4 protein-coding genes are annotated in these 3,995 nt (G+C 46.9%); 2 read left to right on the top strand and 2 right to left on the bottom strand.

All coding sequences use genetic code 11. The annotated features are described in order from the left end of the window. Window positions 1-95 precede the first annotated feature (95 nt). Both Q0502_RS14215 and tilS read right to left on the bottom strand, forming a co-directional pair. Complete coding sequence (locus tag Q0502_RS14215) at window positions 96-233, bottom strand: hypothetical protein (RefSeq protein WP_298651992.1); 138 nt, start codon at window positions 231-233, stop codon at window positions 96-98. Between the two features lie 280 nt (window positions 234-513). Further along, a complete protein-coding gene (gene tilS, locus Q0502_RS14220) occupies window positions 514-1,833 on the bottom strand; it encodes a tRNA lysidine(34) synthetase TilS (RefSeq protein WP_298651995.1) in 1,320 nt (439 codons plus the stop codon). Between the two features lie 151 nt (window positions 1,834-1,984). On the opposite strand from tilS, the gene Q0502_RS14225 reads away from it, so the two are divergent. Both Q0502_RS14225 and Q0502_RS14230 read left to right on the top strand, forming a co-directional pair. Continuing rightward, a complete protein-coding gene (locus tag Q0502_RS14225; protein ID WP_298651998.1) occupies window positions 1,985-3,004 on the top strand; it encodes a phenylalanine--tRNA ligase subunit alpha in 1,020 nt (339 codons plus the stop codon). 107 nt (window positions 3,005-3,111) lie between these two features. Continuing rightward, window positions 3,112-3,995, top strand: an 884-nt coding sequence (locus Q0502_RS14230) for a DUF4831 family protein (RefSeq protein ID WP_298652000.1), incomplete at its 3' end; no start/stop codon positions are given.

Genomic DNA, 3,995 nt, shown 5'->3' on the forward strand with positions numbered 1-3,995 from the left:
CGTTTCGTTAAGCCAATATGAGCAGGGCTCACGCAAGCTTGTCCTCTGCCATGGCGAGAAACAGCCTGAATTTATCGAGGAATAGACGGGAGACGTCAAAACAGCTGGAAATGGAGAGTTTCCCGCAATTCCTTCTCCTTTTGCTTTTTCTGACGATAGTAACGGGAGACATAATACGCAAAACCAATGAAAACTCCTACTACCAGCATGTCTTTGATTGGATTATTCTTCATTTTGATAATATTTTAGAAACTAAACTTCCAGGATAGGGAATCAAGAGCCAAGAATCAACTACCAGGCACAAAGGCGCTGGATATAAAAAATCTTTACTCCTTTATTATTAGATGCAAAAAAACGAAAAAAGTTGCATCGGTTCTGAAAAAAATAATCATATTAATCGTTTTCAATTTTTATTGCTTAACGAAAATTCAATTCCATTCGTCGTTTTCCCGCCACGGCATAGCAAACAAGTTTGCTTTCTGCTCGTATTGCTTCATGAAAACGTTTCATTTTTCATTCATTAGCTATCACTTCAACGATAAAAACGTCTATACTTTCTGCCGTTATTTTAAACCGGTCATCGGTGCGTTCTCCTACGATCCATACGATCTCATCACCCGAAAGGAGGATCCATGCATCTTCTTTTGCTTTCAAGCTGTATTTACGGTCGGTGAAATAATCGCTTACTTTCTTCCTGCCTTTCATTCCGAAGGGTATGAACCAGTCCCCCTCTTTCCATCTCCGTAATTTCAGCGGAAACGTCAGTCTACCGCTATCCGCATATAAAAAGTACCTGTTTTTCTCTATGGCGACAGGCATTTTTTCTCTCCGGATCATCAGGTGAAGAGGTTCTGTGATCTCTTCCGTCTTCAGATCGATATAGATAAGCTCTTCTCCTGCGGTATTGCCGGTTGTCCGGTCAAGAATAAAAAAATCGCGGTCCTTTATCAGCCGGTACGACTTCGAATAGAAAACCTTTCCGGAAGAGCTCTCCATGCCAAGGTAAATATCCTCGATCACCGAGGGTCCGAAACCCAGGGGAGAGAGGATCTCAAACAGCAGCGACCGGGGTGACGCAGTTTCCCGGAGTTTCCGGATATCGATCTTGCCGTCCCGGAATACGTTTTTTATTGCTTCCCCGATGGAGGCACTATAAATCTTTTCCGCTTCGGCCAGGTTTTGGGAGGTGCGGCAAACGGCTTCTTTTACCGAGGGATTCAGTTTCTCAAGTTGAGGAATAATATTCAGTCTGAGTGAATTCCGCAGGAAAACATCGTCGTCGTTGGAGCTGTCGAATACGTAAGGGATATCCCGTTCAGTGATGTATTCCTCAATCCCGGCACGGGTTACGCACAGGAGGGGACGTATCACGTGCCTGTTTTTCGGCATGATACCTGTCAACCCTTTGATGCCGGTACCGCGGATCAGGTTCAGCAAGACAGTCTCCACCGAATCGTCCTTGTGATGCGCCACGGCGACAGCCTCTGCGCCATACTGGCGCCGGACGATCTCAAACCAGTCGTAACGCAGCTCACGCGCTGCCATCTCGATGGATATCTTCCTGTCGGCAGCATATTGGGTGGTATTGAAATCGACCGATGTAAGAGGAATGTCGATGCTCTTACACCACTTCTTTACAAATCCGGCATCCCGGTCCGACTCCTCGCCGCGCAAATGAAAGTTGCAATGGGCTGCCACGCATTGATAACCCAGAAGGGTAAGCAGATCGAGCAGTACCATGGAATCTATCCCGCCGCTCAACCCCACTACGACGGTGGTGTTGGGTGTCAGTAATTTTTCTTTTTCAATGAACCTGCGTACCGTATCGATCATCTTTGCGAAAACGCGTTAAATTAAGGACAAAAGTACGAATTTAACCTTAACCCTCCAGTTGTTTCGGTCAAATCTTTCGCCGAAAACAGGGATAAATAGTAATAAAATGTCTATTTTTGTATTGTATAATGGGTTTATAAGATTCAACAGAATGATAGAAAAGATCGAGGCTCTCCTTTCTGAAATTGAACAGTTGACGGTTTCCGCTCCGGAAGAAGTGGAAACAGCGCGTATAAAATACCTGGGTAAGAAGGGTTACCTATCTTCCCTAATGGATGATTTCCGGACTGTTCTTCCCGAGCAGAAACGCGAAACAGGTATGCGGCTGAATGAACTGAAACAGAAAGCGACTGAGAAGATAGAATTATTAAAGAAGCAATTCGAAAAAAACAGTACGGCAAATCCCGATATCGATCTGTCACGTACGGCTTATCCGCTACCTTTGGGGACACGCCACCCTATTTCGATTGTGAAAGAGGAGATCTGCGATATTTTCAAACGGCTCGGCTTCTCCATCGCCGAAGGACCGGAGGTAGAGGACGACTGGCATGTATTTTCATCCCTGAATTTCGCGGACGATCATCCCGCACGCGATATGCAGGACACCTTCTTCATTCAGAGCGATCCCCAGATCGTGTTGCGCACGCATACATCTTCGGTACAGACAAGAGTGATGGAAAGAACAGATCCCCCCATCCGGATCATATGCCCGGGACGTGTTTACAGGAACGAGGCGATCTCCTACCGCGCCCATTGCTTTTTCCATCAGGTAGAAGCGCTTTACATCGACAGGGAGGTGTCGTTCGCCGATCTGAAACAGGCACTGCTTTTCTTTGCCAGGGAAATGTTCGGCGAACAGACCCGGATACGCCTGCGCCCCTCCTATTTTCCTTTTACCGAACCCAGCGCGGAAATGGATATCTCCTGCAACATCTGTGGCGGAAAAGGTTGCCCGTTTTGCAAACATACCGGATGGGTGGAAATTCTCGGATGCGGCATGGTAGATCCCAATGTACTGGAAAACTGCGGCATCGACAGTAAGGTCTATTCCGGTTATGCATTGGGGATGGGCATTGAGCGCATTACCAACCTCAAGTATCAGGTAAAGGACCTGAGGATGTTTTCCGAGAATGACATACGCTTTCTGGAGCAGTTCCAGTCGGCTTACTGATCCGTGATGCACACAAGCTTACTGGAACTATGTCATGGCGGGAAATAGTGGAATAAAATTCAAAACATCTAAATTTACAAAGTAAATTTGAATAACTATCGAAAATAATGAGAGTAAAATATCTGATCCTGTCGCTTTTGCTTACGGTCGTCTCCGGTGCCTTTGCCCAGAACACTACACGCGTAAATGCTATAAAAGCCAATAATTACGGTGTCATTTATTCACTTCCGAAAACATCGTTCGAGGTTACGTTACTGGTAAAGAAAACCACCTACCGGAAAGGTGAGTTCTATCCCTACGCGCAGCGTTACCTGGGAATAGGGGATCCTGTTACCGAGGACAGAGTTGTCCATACACTGGAAGATATCTCCCTATCAAACAAAGGAATAGCCGACCAGAACAACTCTTTTATGGTGGAATTCCGTGCCAAATCATTGGAACCTTTCGTCCATCTCCGGGAAGACGGAGTGATCGTCACCATCAATGCCAATCCCGAACCTGAGACCCCTCAGGAACCGGCTATACCCCAGGGAAAGGCGCCATCGGTCAATCCGCGAAGCTACCTTTCCCAGGAGGCGCTGATGGCCGGATCTACGGCCAGGCAGGCCGAGCTGGTGGCAAGGCAGATATTTGAGCTGCGGCGCAACAGGACGGATATACTGGCCGGAGAAGCAGAAAATATGCCTCCGGACGGAAATGCCTACAAAGTGGTGATGGACGAGATCAATTTGCAGGAGAAAGCCCTGACGGAGTTATTTGCCGGTAGCGAAGAAACCGGGTATTTTACCCGTACCTATACCATTATTCCCGACGAAAAAGATATCGAACGCAGGGTGATTGCCCGTTTTTCCGAAAAACTGGGTCCTGTGGACGCCGATAATCTTGCCGGAGAACCTGTTTACCTGTCGCTGGTGAATAAAACACCAAAGGTGGAGATGCAATTATCCGAACGCGATTTGAAACGGTTGGAAAATAAACTCAGTAAAGGAAT

The organism is uncultured Proteiniphilum sp. (assembly GCF_937873925.1).
Classification (GTDB): Bacteria; Bacteroidota; Bacteroidia; order Bacteroidales; family Dysgonomonadaceae; genus Proteiniphilum.

What these genes read in the sequence shown, in the direction of transcription:
- Q0502_RS14225 (WP_298651998.1), top strand. Translation starts at nt 1,985, where the DNA reads ATGATAGAAAAGATCGAGGCTCTCCTTTCTGAAATTGAACAGTTGACG.
- tilS (WP_298651995.1), bottom strand. Translation starts at nt 1,833, where the DNA reads ATGATCGATACGGTACGCAGGTTCATTGAAAAAGAAAAATTACTGACA.
- Q0502_RS14215 (WP_298651992.1), bottom strand. Translation starts at nt 233, where the DNA reads ATGAAGAATAATCCAATCAAAGACATGCTGGTAGTAGGAGTTTTCATT.